The organism is Psychrobacter sp. NPDC078929, assembly GCF_050267985.1.
Lineage (GTDB): Bacteria > Pseudomonadota > Gammaproteobacteria > Pseudomonadales > Moraxellaceae > Psychrobacter.
In genome coordinates this window covers 56,207-71,945 of sequence record NZ_JBNNFX010000017.1, presented here as the reverse complement: position 1 = coordinate 71,945, position 15,739 = coordinate 56,207, and the positions used below count along the sequence as shown (strand labels likewise).

The window sequence follows — 15,739 nt, the reverse complement described above, 5'->3', positions numbered from 1 at the left end:
AAGCATCTGAATGGGCTAAAAATGGTTAAATATTGCCAAACTATGTCAAATAGCTGGTTAATATCCTGATATTATCTGCGCTACTTTCCTTGTTTGACTGCAATTTACCTCATTTTTATCACCATTTTCAAAATAAGAACACGCCCTAACCAATTATGAATGACTTATCTGAGTCGTTATCTTCTTATAAATTCGACTGACGTTTATTTGCTGCCTGTTTTCTTATTTGAACATAAGATATGGCAGTCAGCAGCGTTATGAGTCAAGTGAGGCACACATGCAATACCCAAAACATTACGACGTGATAGTGATCGGCGGTGGTCATGCTGGTACAGAAGCTGCTCTGGCGGCTGCACGTATGGGCGCACAGACCTTATTGTTGACGCATAATATTGAGACGCTCGGGCAGATGAGCTGTAACCCTGCGATTGGCGGTATCGGTAAATCGCATCTGGTGCGTGAGATTGATGCGTTGGGCGGTGCAATGGCATTGGCCACGGACAAGGCTGGTATCCAGTTTCGTGTACTAAACAGCCGCAAAGGAGCTGCCGTTCGTGCCACACGCGCGCAAGCAGATCGTATCTTATATAAAGCGGCTATTCGTCATACGTTAGAAAACCAGCCAAACCTAGATATATTCCAGCAAGCCGCTGATGATATCTTGGTCGAAAACGGTCGTGCGACCGCAGTCGTGACTTCTACGGGTATTGTCTTTAAGACCGAAACAGTGGTATTGACTTCAGGAACTTTCTTGGGCGGCGTTATCCATATTGGTTTAGAGAACTCAAAGGGTGGCCGCGCAGGGGATCAGCCTTCTATCAAGTTGGCAGATCGTTTACGTGAGCTTAAGCTGCCAGTTGGTCGTTTAAAGACAGGTACACCAGCACGTATTGATGCGCGTAGCGTTGATTTTAGTGTAATGACGGTACAGCCAGGTGATACGCCATTGCCAGTGATGAGTTATATGGGTGACGTCTCTATGCATCCTGAGCAGGTCAACTGTTATATCACGCATACCAATGCGCGTACTCATGACATCATTCGTGAAAACCTTGACCGTTCGCCAATGTTCTCTGGCAAAATCGAAGGCGTAGGCCCGCGTTATTGCCCATCTATCGAAGATAAAATTCATCGCTTTGCGGATAAAGACAGCCATCAGATTTTCATCGAGCCAGAAGGTCTGACCACACATGAGTTGTATCCAAATGGTATCTCAACCAGTTTGCCATTTGATGTGCAGTTAGACTTTATTCATAGTATGAAAGGCTTAGAAAACGCCCATATTACTCGTCCAGGTTATGCGATTGAGTATGATTACTTTGATCCACAAAACCTCAAGCCAACGCTTGAGACTAAGTCGATTGATCGTCTGTACTTTGCGGGTCAGATTAATGGTACGACAGGCTATGAAGAAGCGGGCGTACAAGGTTTGCTAGCAGGTACTAATGCGGCATTGGTCACTACTAACAATAGCGAGTTTGATACATGGACACCGCGCCGCGATGAAGCATATCTTGGCGTGCTTGTCGATGACTTGATTACCCACGGTACTACCGAGCCATATCGTATGTTTACGAGCCGTGCAGAATATCGTTTATTGCTACGTGAAGACAATGCCGATCAGCGTTTGACTGAGACTGGTCGTAAGCTAGGTCTAGTAGACGATGTACGCTGGCAAGCCTATCAAGAGAAAATAGAAGCCATCGCCACAGAAACTTCACGTTTAAAAAATATGTGGGCCACGCCTGCTAATGCTTTAGGTAAACAAGTGACCGAGCAAACAGGTGAAGTGTTGTCTAAAGAGTCGACCGCCTTCGATTTGCTAAAGCGTCCGCAAATACATTTTGCTGATATCGCCGCTATCACTGACTCAACGGTTGATGCGCAAGTGGGTGAGCAGATAGAGATTTCTGTCAAATATGCAGGCTATATCGATCGTCAGCAAGAAGATATCGATCAAATGAAGCGTTTAGAAAACACGGCGCTACCGTTAGATTTTGATTATAGTATCGTGTCAGGTCTATCAAATGAGATAGTACAGAAACTTACTCAAGTTCGTCCTGCGACGTTAGCTCAAGCGGGACGTGTTAGTGGTGTAACCCCTGCTGCTATTCAGTTGTTGGCGATGACGGTTAAAAAGCATAAAAAAGCAAAAGCTGCATTGGACTCATAACAGCTATGTAATAAAGCCTTTTATAATAAGGCACTTATAGTATAAGAAGCCCGTAACGATATTTCGTTACGGGCTTTTGTTTATCAAAAAAAATAGTCAGTTCTAAAAGAAAGTCACATGTCACCTTGTCCTACCTGCTACTTTGTCTCTATACTAGGTCAGTAAATTTTCTTAATACTTGTTAATTTGTCTCGCTGATGTCCATATATTGATGGGCTTGTCACCGAACTGAGTCTACTTATGATTGATGCTATTGTTTTTGCTATTACTATTGTCTTACCCAACCTTGCCTTAATGTGGTTGGGTTTTTTTATGCAACGACGCGGTGAGGCAAGCCAAACTTTTATCGATCAGGCATCAAGTTTTGTCTTTAATTATTGCTTGCCGTGTTTATTGTTTTTTAGCGTGGTTGATAGCGACGTCGATTATGGTAAGCAAATTACGCTTATCCTTGTTGGTATCTTGGTGACGTTTATATTATTTATTGGCGCAGAGTTTTATGCCAAACGCTTCGTCAAGCGTCCTGAGGACCAAGGTGTGTTTGTACAAGGCGTATTCCGTAGCAACATGGCCATCATTGGCCTTGCAACCGTGGCCAACGCTTACGGCGCGCAAGGGTTAAGTATCGGTGCTGTCTATATGGGCGTGGTGACGATACTGTTTAATATCTTAGCGGTCATTACCCTAAGCCGCGTATCCAAAAGCGTGGATGACACATGGGTTAGTCGCGGCACGATGATTGTGAAAAAATTACTGACCAATCCTTTGATTTTGGCATTGGTTGGGGCATTCGCCTACAAAGCATTGCCGTTACCACCGCTTACTGGGGTAATTCATACGACTGGCGACTTACTGGCAGCGGTGGCTCTGCCGCTAGCACTGATCTGTGCAGGTGCTAGTATTAACCTAAAGTCTATGTTGCATCCTTCGGGCTTATCCATGCAGGCGAGCATTGGGCGAATTGTCATTGCGCCATTGATTGCTATCGCTGTTGGACTTGGGTTCGGGTTGTCAGGCGTGCATATGGGGGTTTTGTTTTTGATGGTCGCATCACCAACAGCTGCAGCCAGCTATGTCATGGCAAAAGCAATGGGTGGCAATGACGTATTAGCGGCTAATATTTTGGCATTTACCACTGTTGTCGGCATGTTTGGTATGGCGATTGGGGCAGCGACGTTACGTGCGTTTGGATTGATGTAATGCAGATTTTATACTATCTTTAAATAAGCAAGTACTTTCGCCTTATCTAATTTTGACAGCATTAAAAAAGCCCTCTTTTCAAATAAGGAAAGAGGGCTTTTTTATTAATCTAGCGTTCACTATTACGCTTGTCTTCACGGCGCTGCTTACGCTTTGGGCTAGTACGATAGGTCAAATAACCACCGATAGCCATAACTGCAAGAAAGGCGATGATATACATAAATATTGATGAGCCAATCATGAGCGATGCACCGATAATGGGAGTTGCTTCCATGTCAAAAATCCAGTTAAGGTTCATCAATAATTATGCAAGTGTCTCATTTCATTGTAAAGTAAATAAGTTTAGCTCCGGTGTAAGTTCAAGTGAACGGATACGGGCAGCTTGGTCATAGATATTGGCCGTCACAATTAGCTCATCTGGCTGATAGGTTGCCAAAAACGCAGCGAGTCTTGGTTTGACCGTGTCGACAGAGCCAATGAATGATACTGACAATGCATTGTCTACCATCATTTTTTCTGCTTGACTCCAGATACTGTCCATATCGTGGGTAGGCTTAGGCATTTGACCTGTCTCACCACGACGCAGACGTACAAAACTCTGCTGTGCTGAAGTAAAATGATACTCGGCGGTCGCATCATCATCAGCCAGCAATAAGTTTGCAGCTAGCATCACATAAGGCTTATCTAGATAGACAGACGGTTTAAACTGCTCACGGTAAGCCTCAATTGCTTGCCCAAGCATTTGCGGGGCGAAGTGAGAGGCAAACACATAAGGTAGTCCTAAATGTGCAGCCAAAGTCGCACCAAATAGAGAAGAGCCTAATATCCAAATCGGTATGCCTGATTTTGCGCCAGGGAACGCCTGTACAGGGCTGCCATCTGTATCATTACCTAGGAAATACATCAGCTCTTGCACATCTTGTGGGAAGCGTTCTGCATCTTTCATTTGTCGACGAAGTGCCTGAAACGTCGCACCATCAGTACCGGGCGCACGGCCTAGGCCTAGGTCTACACGGTCGCCATACAATGCCTGCAAAGTACCAAACTGCTCAGCAATCACGAGAGGGGCATGGTTCGGTAGCATAACGCCGCCCGCACCAATACGGATACGGCTAGTTTGACTACCGATATGCGATAGTAGTACTGATGTGGCTGCACTGGCGATACCCGGCATATTGTGATGCTCTGCCATCCAGTAGCGGTTTAAGCCTGATTTTTCTGCTTGCTGCGCGGTTTCCACCGTTTGGGCGATGCCTTCAGCGATGGTTTTGCCTTGAGGGACGGGTGCGAGGTCTAGGAAAGACAAAGGGATTTTATTACTCATAAATGTTCCAGTAGTGTGTAAATTATTTTCTACTGATATGCTTATAGACAGTGGTAGTTTCAAGTGCCGCTAGTCACTGTTAATGAATCATAACAAAGTCAGTTAACTCTGTTTTTAAGCTCGCTTAACAATTATTAAGGTGTATTTATAAAGGTTGTCGTTTGTCAAAATAAGCGATAAATAAACCATAAGTAAGGTAATAAAAGGATTTAGCAGCATTATACTATGGCATTAAAAAAAGATGGCATTAAAAAAAGCAGGCAACCTAGGTTACCTGCTTATCTAATTAGTCAATTATAAGATAATGGTTATTTAATTTATCATTATCTTAAGCACCAAATGCAACATTATTTATCTTGGTCGCTAAGCTTATAAGCTAAGACATAATCACCAATGGTTGTGCCAACTGAGCCATGACCACCTGCGACCAATACGACCATTTGCTCACCTTTAGAGTTCAAGTAAGTCATTGGCGTGGCTTGACCACCTGCTGGAATACGGACATTCCATAGTACGTCGCCATTTTTCAAGTCATAAGCTCGGAAGTTGTTTTCTGTCGCCGCTGACAAGAACGCGACGCCACCTTTAGTGATGATAGGTCCACCGATACCAGGTACGCCCAATTCCAGTTTGATAGGAATAGGAGACAAGTCTTGTACCGTACCATTTTTGCGTTGATAAGCGATATCACCTGTGGCTAGGTCAGCACCAGCGATCGTGCCCCATGGTGGCTGCTGACAAGGTACGCCTAATGGTGACAAGAAGGGCCCCAATTCTACTGCATAATCTGCACCTTCATTGGCATTGACGCCTTGCTCGCCTTTATTGGTTTCTGCATCGCCCAACGTGTCTCTAGGAATGAGTTTTGAGGTAAATGCCAAGTAAGTCGGCATACCAAACATCACGCCATTCTCAGGATCGACTGCAATACCGCCCCAATTAAAGGTACCAAAGTTACCAGGATAGACCAAGCTACCATTTGTTGATGGCGGGGTATAGCGACCATCATAGTTGAGCTGATTGAACTCAATACGGCACATCATTTGATCGACGAGACTGGCACCCCACATGTCTTTTTCAGTCAGTGGTTCAGGCTCAAAGCTCAAGCCAGAATAAGGCTGAGTTGGCGCTGCGTGCTCTCCCGCTATGAGATAGCCTTGCGGTGCAGGACGTTCTTTAATCGGTACAATAGGCTCACCCGTTGCGCGGTTCAAGACGTATACATCGCCTTGTTTGGTTGGTACAACCAGCGCAGGCTGTACGCCGTCGGCCGTATCTAGATCAAGTAAGGTTGGCTGAGCAGGCGTGTCCATGTCCCAAAGGTCATGATGGACAAACTGCTGAACCCAGCGTGCTTCACCAGTTTCGATATCTAGAGCGACAACAGACGTTGCATATTTTTCTTCAGCAGCATTTCGGTAGCTACCTAGCTGATCCGGTGTGCGGTTGCCCATAGGGAAGTACGCTAATCCAAGCTCTTCATCGGCAGTAGCGACTGACCATGAATTTGGTGAGCTGGTCTTGTAAGTTTGAGTTGGATCATTGACATCAAAAGGCGCTGTATTATCAGGATCACCTGAGTCCCAGTTCCAAAGAAGCTCACCGGTATTGACATCATACGCACGGATTACACCAGAAGGCGAGTTGACATCATAGTTGTCATTGACAGCACCAGCTACGATAATGGTATCACCGGCGATGACTGGTGGTGACGTAGAATAATAGTAACCTGCTTGATTGAACGGCATGTTATGCATCAAGTCTAATGCACCATCATCACCAAAGTCTTGGCAGCGTTGCCCAGTATTTGGATCGAGTGCATATAGTTTCGCATCAGAAGTTGGGATAAATATCTTGGCATCGCATTGTTTAGACGCGTTTTCAAAGGTATTACCAGCAATTTTTTGTACTTGCACAGGACTGGTTGCTTGACCAGCATAATAAGATACGCCGCGACAGGTTTGGTGCTGGCGTTGTAAGTTTTCCTCTACTTGAGGATCAAACTTCCATAGCGTCTCACCAGAGTCGGCATCTAGCGCTAGTACCCAGTTATGAGGGGTACATAGGTATAAACCGTTACCGATTTTTAATGGTGTTGCTTGATAAGTGGTCTCACCGACATCGTTAGGCCCTTTGACATCACCTGTTTGGATTTGCCATGCCAGTTCTAAATCTTTGACGTTATCGGTATTGATTTTATCTAGAGGTGAGTAGCGCTGACCATAATCAGTACGACCATACGCGCTCCATTCGCCATCTGGTGTTTGCTGACCGTTTGATAACGGATCACCAAGGTTAGCTGACGTCTCATCTGAGCTGACGTTTTGCTCGTCATCATTTGCAGCAGTCAAATCAAGCTCACCGAGTTTGTCAGTGGCATTATTAGCTAGACTACCAAAAGAGAGTAGTGCACCTACGGCCACGCTTACGAGCAGACCCCAATAGTACAGAGGGCTTTTCTTAGCAGTATTTGTGGTTGATGCATTAGCTGCAGCATTTGCGTTTACTTGAGTTTTAGGCCCACGCATTTTGTTGGATACCCATGGCAATAGCATGAGCAAACCAAATATAAGCGGGAAGCCAACTCGAGGTGCTAGCGCCCACCAATAGAACCCAGATTCCCAAAGTGCCCAAGCCATGGTCGCTACGATAAATAGCGCATATAACCCGTAAGCACTCCAGTGTTTTTTGAACAATAAAAAAGCTGTCGTTAGTATAATGACGCCAGCAATGAGGTAGTAAGGACTACCGCCTAAGGACAATAAATAAGCGCCGCCAATGAGTAGAGGGGCGGCAAAAATTGCCATAATGATCGCTACGAATTTTTCCATGAGCGGTATCACCTGTTTACAAAAGAGCAAGTTAATATGTATTGATATTTAGTCGCTAATCAATTTCATTCGACCAAATATCAATACAAGTGTGAATAATATATAAAAGAAACATTGAATAACGTTCTAGAATCTATTTTATCATCCACAGCTCAGTCTAGTAAGGGTGAGCAAGTCTGAGATACTTTATTTAACAAATGCTCATTAATTTGCAAATTGCTTTTGGCATAGCTCCATGAAAGCGCGTCCATATTGACGGATTTCTGCGTCATCACGTACCGCCATCCAACTGGTAAAGCGACCAAAATGATCGACGGGGATGGCCGTTAGGTTTTGATAATGGCTTGGCTCAAATGCCATTTCTGCGATGATACCAATACCTAAGCCTAGACCGACGTAGGTGCTGATCACATCGGCATCGAGCGCCGCTAATACGATATCCGGCTCTAACCCTGCTTCATCAAATGTCTTGTCAATCGCGCCGCGTCCTGTAAAACCACCGTGATAAGTCACAATCGGATAGCTGGCAAGCGTGGGCAGATCAATAGACTCTTGACTAGCCAGTTCGTGATCACTTGGTACGATAACGCGATGCGTCCAGTCATAGTAACGATAGCATCTAAGATAATTATTATGCAGCAAGGACTCAGTGGCAATACCGATATCGGCTTGACCACGGATGACCATCTGAGCGATGGTCTCAGGATCTGCCTGTTGTAAAATCAAATTTACTTTTGGGAAACGATCTTTGAATTCTTTAACCACTTGCGGCAGTACATAACGCGCTTGAGTGTGGGTGGTGGCAATCGTCAACGTACCGATATTAGGATTATTAAAGTCTAAACTTAGGTTTTCAATGGTACGAATTTCAGCAAAGATAGACTCGATATGCGGCATGAGCGCTGTGCCCATAGTGGTCAGTCCCGTCAGGCGTTTGCCTTGGCGCACGAATACTTCCGTCTTTAACTGATTTTCTAGCGCAGCAATATGCTTTGATAAGCTTGATTGACTGGTATGTAGCACGGTCGCCGCTTGGCTTAAGTTATAACCGTTAATCACCGTATGCCATACTGTTTCTAGCTGTTTGAGCTGAATCTGCAAATGCCGTTGGTTGACCACTACGTCGATTGCCATAACTTAATCCTATCGTATAAATATACAAACCTCGTCTGTATATGAAAGTAAAAATGTCTGAACATACAGTAATAAAGTAGTGTAAAACAAAGCTATTATTCTTGTATATAATAAATAGCTATCAATTTATGATAATTATGAATATAGAATTTGTATTTTGCAATGCTAAAAAATTATTTGTTCAGTAAATGCTGCATAGTCAGTAAGCGTTGTTTATCCAGAGAAGCCATTTGACCTAACAACTTATAAAGAGCGGTCACTATTAAGCATAAAAAACTAAGCATAAAAAAACAGCTACCTTCTAAAAGATAGCTGTTCGTCAGTTATAAAGTTATTTATTACTATTAGTTAGTCGATACTGACCAACTTCAAACTCAGTTTATTTAGCAATATCAAAGCGATCTGCATTCATAACCTTGTTCCAAGCGCGGACGAAGTCACGAACGAATTTCTCTAAGTTATCATCTTGCGCGTATAGCTCAGCATAAGCACGTAATATAGAGTTAGAGCCAAATACCAAGTCTACACGGCTTGCTTGCCATTTGACGTTTCCTGTACCACGCTCACGTACTTCGTAGCTATTGGCAGTGTTGTCTGCTGCTTTTACAGGATGCCATGTATAGTTCATGTCTGTTAGATTGACAAAGAAGTCGTTGGTAAGCACACCAGCACGTTCAGTAAAGACGCCATGTTGGCTTTGACCGTGGTTGGTATCAAGCACTCGCATACCACCAAGCAATACGACCATCTCAGGTGCTGTTAATCCCATTAATTGCGTGCGATCAAGTAGCATCTCTTCTGGTGATACCGCATAGTCGCCCTGAATCCAGTTACGATAACCATCATGTAGCGGCTCTAAATCAGCGAAAGATTCAGCGTCAGTCATTTCAGCGTCAGCATCACCGCGACCTGGATTAAACGGTACAGTAATATCTACGCCTGCATCATTTGCTGCTTGTTCAATAGCTGCATTACCAGCCAACACAATGAGGTCTGCTAAGCTAACGTCTTTATCAAAGCCAGACTGAATGCTGGTCAATGTCTCAAGTACACGTTGTAATTGTTCTGGCTCGTTGCCTGCCCAGTCTTTTTGTGGGGCTAAACGGATGCGTGCACCGTTGGCACCGCCGCGATAGTCCGAAGCGCGGAAGGTACGAGCGCTGTCCCATGCTGTGATGATCAACTCACGACGACTAATGTCACTGTCTAAAATCTGTGCTTTTAGCGTTGCAATATCATCAGCAGTCAAGTCCGTATTACCTGTAGGAATAGGGTCTTGCCATACAAAGTCTTCGCTTGGTACATCAGCACCTAAGTAACGAGATTTTGGTCCCAAATCGCGGTGAGTCAGTTTGAACCACGCTCTAGCGAATACTTCATCAAAGTACTCTGGATTGTTATGGAACTTTTCTGAAATCTCACGATAGATAGGATCCTTGCTCAATGCCATATCTGCATCAGTCATGATTGGGTTACGACGGACATTTGGATCATGAGCATCTAACGGACGATCTTCTTCTTTGATATCAGTTGGTTCCCACTGCCATGCACCCGCTGGACTTTTAGTTAGTGCCCATTCGTGGTTCAATAGTAGTTCAAAGTAACCGTGGTCCCACTGGGTCGGATTGGTGGTCCATGCGCCTTCGATACCACTTGAAACGGTATCACCTGCATTACCACGACCTTTAGGATTGCGCCAGCCTAGACCTTGCTCTTTAATGTCAGCAGCTTCTGGCTCGTCTTCTAGTATCGTTGCATCACCATTACCGTGACATTTACCAACGGTGTGTCCACCAGCAGTTAGAGCGACCGTCTCTTCATCGTTCATTGACATACGAGCAAAGGTAGTACGCATATCTTGAGCAGTCTTTAATGGGTCAGGGTTACCATCCACACCTTCAGGGTTGACATAAATCAAGCCCATTTGTACTGCTGCTAGTGGGTTTTCTAGTGACGCGCGGTCTTCGTCGCTGTCATAACGGTTTTTGGTAGCAGCTAACCATTCGCGCTCAGAACCCCAGTAGATGTCTTTTTCTGGATGCCAGATATCAGCTCGGCCGCCAGCAAATCCTAGAGTTTTAAAGCCCATAGATTCATAAGCCATGTTACCTGCCAAAATCATCAAATCGGCCCATGACAATTTATTGCCGTATTTTTTCTTAATTGGCCACAATAGACGACGGGCTTTATCAAGGTTGACGTTGTCAGGCCAGCTGTTCAATGGTGCAAAGCGTTGGTTACCAGTATTAGAGCCGCCGCGACCATCAGCACCGCGATACGTACCAGCTGAATGCCAAGCCATACGAATCATCAAGCCGCCATAGTGACCCCAATCCGCTGGCCACCATTCTTGTGACTCAGTCATTAGATTTTTTAGATCAGTTTTGACCGCTTCTAGATCTAGCTGTTTAAAAGCTTCAGCATAATCAAAGTCTTCACCCATTGGGTCAGTCTTTTTGTCTTGCTGATGCAATATGTCTAAGTTCAGTGCATTTGGCCACCAATCTGTCGCAGCAGAAGCCGTGGTAGTATGTGCCTGATGCATTACAGGGCAGCCACCCATGCTCGGACGCTGAGGCTCGTGCGAGTTATCAACGTTTTCGCTATGAATCGTTGGGCCTTGACCATCACCCTGGTCATAGGTTGTGTTAGTAGTCGCATTATTATTGTTGCTTTCATGATCTACAGGACAACGAGCAGCATCTGGGGCAGTGTTTTTGTCAGTGGTGTTATTGGTTGAGTCGGACATGGTATAACTCCTAGGCTATGATAATAGAAAAGAACAAACCGTGAATCTCGGTAGTCGTTGTTTATGTACAAAGCATAACTAAGCTGAGTAGATTTATAAAACTAATATATAAGAATTATAAGTTTTAAATTACCAATCATAAAAGACTTGATGTTTTGTTTATCTCAATCATTATTAACGCCCGCGCTTATTATCGCCAATTAAGAATAAACCAATAGAGTACACCCAACTAATGAAGCCTGCGTCAGTTTTACTACTACCTTTATATTACCTATAAATAATGTCATTGTCAGACATCTTTCAAAACAGAAATTAGCAATAAAAAAGAGAGCTAAGATAACCTTGGTAAAACACTGCGGTTTTTTGCGTTACGATTAAGAAATATAAGCGATTGTACATGGCTTGCAATCGCTAAGTTAATGCAAAAACATCTAGTCAAGATAAAGGTTCTCAAGTACCATAACTGGATTTTGTTGTAATGATAATATTGGTGCAACGTAGAGCAATTTTTATCGATCCTTTTGTCGATAACTGATTTTAAAGATTGATAAAAATTGTGCGCGGTTGTGTTCTTTGTCTGAATTGTTGGTGAGTTATTATGTCTGCTGTCAAATCTGTACCGCCCAATCAACCAATTGCCAAAAAGTCATGGGGCGAGGCTACAAAAGCTTATCTCGATCCTCGTGTCATTATTATGCTGTTTTTGGGGTTCTCAGCGGGTATACCCATTCTGCTGATTTTCTCAAGTCTGTCGCTATGGCTGAGAGAAGCAGGCATTGATCGTAGTGTCGTCACTATGTTCAGCTGGGCAGCACTGGGGTATTCGTTCAAGTTTATTTGGGCGCCATTGATTGATGCGCTCCCTGTACCGTTTTTGACCAAGTGGCTAGGGCGTCGTCGTAGTTGGATGGTGGTATCACAGCTGCTTATCGTGCTGGCAATCTTTTTGATGGCAAGGGTAAATCCTGTTAGCGAAGATGTCTTGGTTTATATGGCAGGCGCGGCCGTGCTGCTTGGGTTCTCTTCTGCGACACAAGATATCGTGATTGATGCGTACCGTATTGAGCTTGCACCGCCATCTATGCAGTCTATTCTGTCCTCTATCTATGTGTCAGGCTACCGTATCGGTATGATTGTCGCAGGGGCAGGCGCGTTATATTTGGCTGATTATTTCGGCTCAAATGAGACATTTTATAGTTATGAAGCGTGGCGCAACACCTATTACATCATGGCAGGGGTTATGACGTTAGGGGTATTAACGACATTTGCCAGTTATGAGCCAACCGCTGAGACCCTGCAAAGTAAAAAGCAGAAGGGTAACTTAAAAGTATTCCTGATTTATTCAGCGTTACTACTTATCCCAGGTCTGCTGTTTGGTGTTATTTACCTAATTAATATTTTGATCAATACAGTATTTGATAGCACAGTGGCCTTGATACCACTAATGGTAATGCCAGCGATTAAGTTTTACTTTTTAGCATTGGTCGCGTGCGCGCCATTGTTATTACTGTACTTTATTATTAATCAACCAAAAATCATTAACAAAGCCCCGTTGGTCGCTGAAACTCGTGAAGACTACGTCAGACTGGTAGCGTTGTTTGTATTTTCAGTGATTGCCTTTATCACTGCTTATATATTGATGGGGCAAGTCCTGCCAGAGTTCGAAGGCGCGTTTTCTAGTTTCTTTGTAGAAACCTTGCACTTATTAGTAAGCCTAGGCGCGGCGATGGCAGCAGGTTATGCACTGGTACAAGTAGGACTGGTGAAAAAAGAAGTGGCCATGGCAACATGGATCGAGCCTGTTTTAGATTTTTTCCGACGTTATGGCAAAAAAGCCCTGCTACTCTTAGCCTTGATTGGTCTATACCGTATCTCAGATATCGTCGCAGGCGTGATCTCCAACGTCTTTTATCAAGATATGGGCTTTAGCAAAACAGATATCGCCAATGCCGTAAAACTGGTCGGTGTGATTATGGCAATTGCAGGTGGCTTCTTGGGTGGTATTTTGGCTCAGCGTTTCCGTATTATGCATGCCATGATGATTGGTGCAATTTTAGCGTGTGCGACCAACCTGTTGTTTGTGGTATTGACATACAACCCAGGTAGCCTGCCGATCATGTATATGGCAGTGATATTTGATAACTTGGCTGCGGGCCTTGCGAGCGCTGTATTTATCGCTTTCTTATCAGCACTAACCTCGATTCGCTTTACCGCGGTACAGTATGCGATTTTTTCCTCATTGATGACCCTGATACCAAAAGTGATGGGTGGTTATTCTGGTGCTATCGTCGATAATATGGGTTACCCGTTTTTCTTTATCTTTACCTTTGCCATTGGTATTCCAATTCTGGCACTGATCTACTTTGTCGATAGACATATTGTCATTGGTGACAACGATGATATTTATGGCGATGACAATAATGATGGCAGCGGTGGTAACGGGGTAGGTGACAAGCTAAGTAAAACCAATCCTAACCTGACCGATACCAAAGAGCCACCACGCGCATCAGAGTAGGCTAAACAGTATTTTACCTTTATTCATTCACTGTTATTTAAGAGCTATCTATGACCATATCGACCATTCGTCAAATCAAGCAGCAGATTCAACAACTGACGAATGGTGAGTCAAATAATCGGCTACCGTCGTTTTGGCTAACGGATTGGTTGTTGTATGTCATTGATAAGCCTGCGATAGCGTTGATGACGGATGAAGATTATCAGCTCACTGATAGTGAGGTCGCACGGTTCAATGACGGCGTGGTAAAAATGCAGCAAGGCATACCGCTTGCGTACCTAACCGGACAGCAGGAGTTTTGGTCGCTTAGCTTTAAGGTAAACGAGCATACTTTGATTCCTAGGCCTGATACCGAAGTACTGGTCGAGCAGGTATTGAACTGGATAAACGCTCAGCCAGCGCAACTTAGTAATAAACGATTACTAGACTTGGGGACAGGGTCAGGTTGTATCGCTATCAGTCTTGCCCATGAATTAAAACACGCTAATTTGCAAGTCGTGGCAGTCGATTTATCGTCAGAGGCGCTCAAAGTTGCTCAGCACAATGCCGTGAGCAATAATGTTGCCAATGTCGAATTTTTCCAAAGCAGTTGGTATCAAGCGCTACCTACTAATGATGAGCCGCAGTTTGATATCATCGTCTCCAACCCTCCTTATATTGACGAGACAGACGAGCATTTGGCAGGTCTAACAGCTGAACCGATTAGTGCGCTCAGTGCATCCAATCAGGGTTTGGCTGATATCGAGCATATCGTCCAGCAAGCAACGACATATCTCTGTACAGGTGGGTTATTAGCTATTGAACATGGATATGATCAAGGTGATGCTGTTCGCAAGTTGTTTTTGGATAGTGGTTTTGAATCAGTACATACCGTAAAAGACTACGGTGATAATGATCGCGTTACGCTAGGGCAAGTCCAGTAGATAGTTTTTTGGTAGTAGATTTCTTTGATTATAGGTTGTAGATGAATATGGTAGAAGAGATGGTACAGCTATCGGATGACGAGCTGCTGCGTTATGCTCGGCAAGTATTATTAGACGGTTGGGATATGGACGCTCAGCTGCGATTAAAGACAGCACGTGTGGTCATAATAGGGGCAGGCGGCCTTGGTTGTCCTGCGTCTGAGACATTGGTGCGTGCTGGGGTGGGTTATGTCCATCTGATTGATGATGACGAGATTGAGGCGAGCAACTTACAACGCCAGACGCTATTTTTACCGGACGATATTGGTAGACCCAAAGCACTGACCGCAGCGCATATGTTAGCGCGTATCAATCCTTTGATAAAAGCTCGCGGAACAGTGGCACGATTAGACGAATACAACGCTTATGAATTGCTCGATATGGCAGCAGGCAAGCCGGACTTACTCTTAGACTGTACGGATAATTTTGCCACGCGCGACATCATCAATCGTATTAGTGTACGCTACCAGATCCCTCTATTGTCTGCGTCGGCAATTGCGATGCAAGGACAGCTAGCACTGTTCGAACCTCAGCTCGATACTGGTTGCTATCATTGCGTGTTCGGCTCCGTAGTGCTCGACGAAGCCGCTGACGAACGTACGTGTGCCAATTCAGGAGTGCTGGCCAGTACCACTGCGGTTATGGGTAACCTACAAGCCAATGCCACATTACAATATTTAGGATTAACCAAAAATCCACTGACAAACAAGCTGCTCATATGGGATGGTAGTCAGATGCAGCAGCGGCTGATGGGCTATCGAAAAGACTCACAGTGTCCTGTCTGTAGCAGTCCTATAGTCAGCTCTCTATAAATTGGATACGGTGTTAAGCTTGCTTAGTCTACGAGTTGT

Annotated in this window: 10 protein-coding genes; 5 read left to right on the top strand and 5 right to left on the bottom strand. The window is 44.4% G+C overall.

Annotation, left to right across the window (positions count from 1 at the left end; all coding sequences use genetic code 11):
- The first annotated feature begins 277 nt into the window (after positions 1 to 277).
- Entirely contained in the window at positions 278 to 2,173 is a 1,896-nt protein-coding gene (gene mnmG / locus ACQKCG_RS10270) for a tRNA uridine-5-carboxymethylaminomethyl(34) synthesis enzyme MnmG (RefSeq protein ID WP_427585388.1), read from the top strand.
- A 240-nt stretch (positions 2,174 to 2,413) separates the two neighbouring features.
- The gene (locus tag ACQKCG_RS10265) at positions 2,414 to 3,373 is read left to right on the top strand and encodes an AEC family transporter (RefSeq protein ID WP_427585387.1); all 960 of its coding nucleotides are present in this window, start codon (positions 2,414 to 2,416) and stop codon (positions 3,371 to 3,373) included.
- Positions 3,374 to 3,482: 109 nt separating this feature from the next.
- On the opposite strand, the gene ACQKCG_RS10260 is transcribed toward ACQKCG_RS10265, so the two are convergent.
- From ACQKCG_RS10260 to katG, 5 genes are all read right to left on the bottom strand, one after another.
- A complete protein-coding gene (locus ACQKCG_RS10260) occupies positions 3,483 to 3,647 on the bottom strand; it encodes a hypothetical protein (protein WP_160021934.1) in 165 nt (54 codons plus the stop codon).
- 48 nt (positions 3,648 to 3,695) lie between these two features.
- Positions 3,696 to 4,697 (bottom strand): LLM class flavin-dependent oxidoreductase, encoded by a 1,002-nt coding sequence (locus tag ACQKCG_RS10255; RefSeq protein ID WP_201571435.1) that lies wholly within the window; start codon positions 4,695 to 4,697, stop codon positions 3,696 to 3,698.
- Positions 4,698 to 5,044: 347 nt separating this feature from the next.
- A complete protein-coding gene (locus ACQKCG_RS10250; RefSeq protein WP_201571436.1) occupies positions 5,045 to 7,528 on the bottom strand; it encodes a glucose/quinate/shikimate family membrane-bound PQQ-dependent dehydrogenase in 2,484 nt (827 codons plus the stop codon).
- Positions 7,529 to 7,732: 204 nt separating this feature from the next.
- Positions 7,733 to 8,662 carry a LysR substrate-binding domain-containing protein gene (locus ACQKCG_RS10245; RefSeq protein WP_057759664.1) on the bottom strand — a complete coding sequence of 310 codons (930 nt, stop codon included), beginning with the start codon at positions 8,660 to 8,662 and terminating at the stop codon, positions 7,733 to 7,735.
- A gap of 379 nt (positions 8,663 to 9,041) precedes the next feature.
- Entirely contained in the window at positions 9,042 to 11,225 is a 2,184-nt protein-coding gene (gene katG / locus ACQKCG_RS10240; RefSeq protein WP_201571470.1) for a catalase/peroxidase HPI, read from the bottom strand.
- Positions 11,226 to 12,009: 784 nt separating this feature from the next.
- Between katG and ACQKCG_RS10235 the strand changes: the two genes are divergently transcribed.
- Genes ACQKCG_RS10235 through ACQKCG_RS10225 form a run of 3 tightly spaced genes read left to right on the top strand, consistent with a single transcriptional unit; the run spans position 12,010 to position 15,700 of the window.
- The gene (locus ACQKCG_RS10235; protein WP_201571437.1) at positions 12,010 to 13,926 is read left to right on the top strand and encodes an AmpG family muropeptide MFS transporter; all 1,917 of its coding nucleotides are present in this window, start codon (positions 12,010 to 12,012) and stop codon (positions 13,924 to 13,926) included.
- A gap of 50 nt (positions 13,927 to 13,976) precedes the next feature.
- On the top strand, positions 13,977 to 14,849 hold the full coding sequence (prmC, locus tag ACQKCG_RS10230) for a peptide chain release factor N(5)-glutamine methyltransferase (RefSeq protein WP_201571438.1): 873 nt from the start codon (positions 13,977 to 13,979) through the stop codon (positions 14,847 to 14,849).
- A gap of 47 nt (positions 14,850 to 14,896) precedes the next feature.
- Positions 14,897 to 15,700, top strand: a complete 804-nt coding sequence (locus tag ACQKCG_RS10225) for a HesA/MoeB/ThiF family protein (protein WP_406947827.1) — start codon at positions 14,897 to 14,899, stop codon at positions 15,698 to 15,700.
- Positions 15,701 to 15,739: the final 39 nt, after the last annotated feature.

What these genes read in the sequence shown, in the direction of transcription:
- mnmG (WP_427585388.1), top strand. Translation starts at nt 278, where the DNA reads ATGCAATACCCAAAACATTACGACGTGATAGTGATCGGCGGTGGTCAT.
- ACQKCG_RS10265 (WP_427585387.1), top strand. Translation starts at nt 2,414, where the DNA reads ATGATTGATGCTATTGTTTTTGCTATTACTATTGTCTTACCCAACCTT.
- ACQKCG_RS10260 (WP_160021934.1), bottom strand. Translation starts at nt 3,647, where the DNA reads ATGGAAGCAACTCCCATTATCGGTGCATCGCTCATGATTGGCTCATCA.
- ACQKCG_RS10255 (WP_201571435.1), bottom strand. Translation starts at nt 4,697, where the DNA reads ATGAGTAATAAAATCCCTTTGTCTTTCCTAGACCTCGCACCCGTCCCT.
- ACQKCG_RS10250 (WP_201571436.1), bottom strand. Translation starts at nt 7,528, where the DNA reads ATGGAAAAATTCGTAGCGATCATTATGGCAATTTTTGCCGCCCCTCTA.
- ACQKCG_RS10245 (WP_057759664.1), bottom strand. Translation starts at nt 8,662, where the DNA reads ATGGCAATCGACGTAGTGGTCAACCAACGGCATTTGCAGATTCAGCTC.
- katG (WP_201571470.1), bottom strand. Translation starts at nt 11,225, where the DNA reads ATGGGTGGCTGCCCTGTAATGCATCAGGCACATACTACCACGGCTTCT.
- ACQKCG_RS10235 (WP_201571437.1), top strand. Translation starts at nt 12,010, where the DNA reads ATGTCTGCTGTCAAATCTGTACCGCCCAATCAACCAATTGCCAAAAAG.
- prmC (WP_201571438.1), top strand. Translation starts at nt 13,977, where the DNA reads ATGACCATATCGACCATTCGTCAAATCAAGCAGCAGATTCAACAACTG.
- ACQKCG_RS10225 (WP_406947827.1), top strand. Translation starts at nt 14,897, where the DNA reads ATGGTAGAAGAGATGGTACAGCTATCGGATGACGAGCTGCTGCGTTAT.